Source organism: Paraburkholderia sp. SIMBA_030 (assembly GCF_046535245.1).
Lineage (GTDB): Bacteria > Pseudomonadota > Gammaproteobacteria > Burkholderiales > Burkholderiaceae > Paraburkholderia.
Genome location: NZ_JAWRXB010000261.1, coordinates 1 through 305, shown reverse-complemented (window position 1 = coordinate 305; position 305 = coordinate 1). Strand labels below are relative to the sequence as shown.

The window sequence follows — 305 nt, the reverse complement described above, 5'->3', positions numbered from 1 at the left end:
GAGGCTTGCCATGCCGCCCAGCCTGACAACCGCATAGGCGGCGCTCGAGGCCATACCCTCGGCGACCTGCAGCATTTCGTAGGGAAGTACCTTGCCCGGCTTCTCCGGGATCGATCGCACCCTGAACAGCGTGTCGAGCACGGCTGCGCCAACGCAAAGCACATGGCGGCGGCCGGTGAATGGAGGAGATGACAGGTTCAAGGCTGCGCTCGTTTGGTTGAATTGTCCCGCCTAGCCGCCCTTGACCGCGCCTGAGGTCAATCCTGCAACGATCTGTCTCTGCGCAAACATCGTCAGCACCAGCA

The 305-nt window shown here is 62.3% G+C and carries 1 protein-coding gene; it reads right to left on the bottom strand.

From position 1 onward, the window contains the following. On the bottom strand, nt 1-201 hold a 201-nt coding region (locus SB772_RS39925), incomplete at its 3' end, for a hypothetical protein (protein ID WP_410838510.1). Nucleotides 202-305 lie beyond the last annotated feature (104 nt).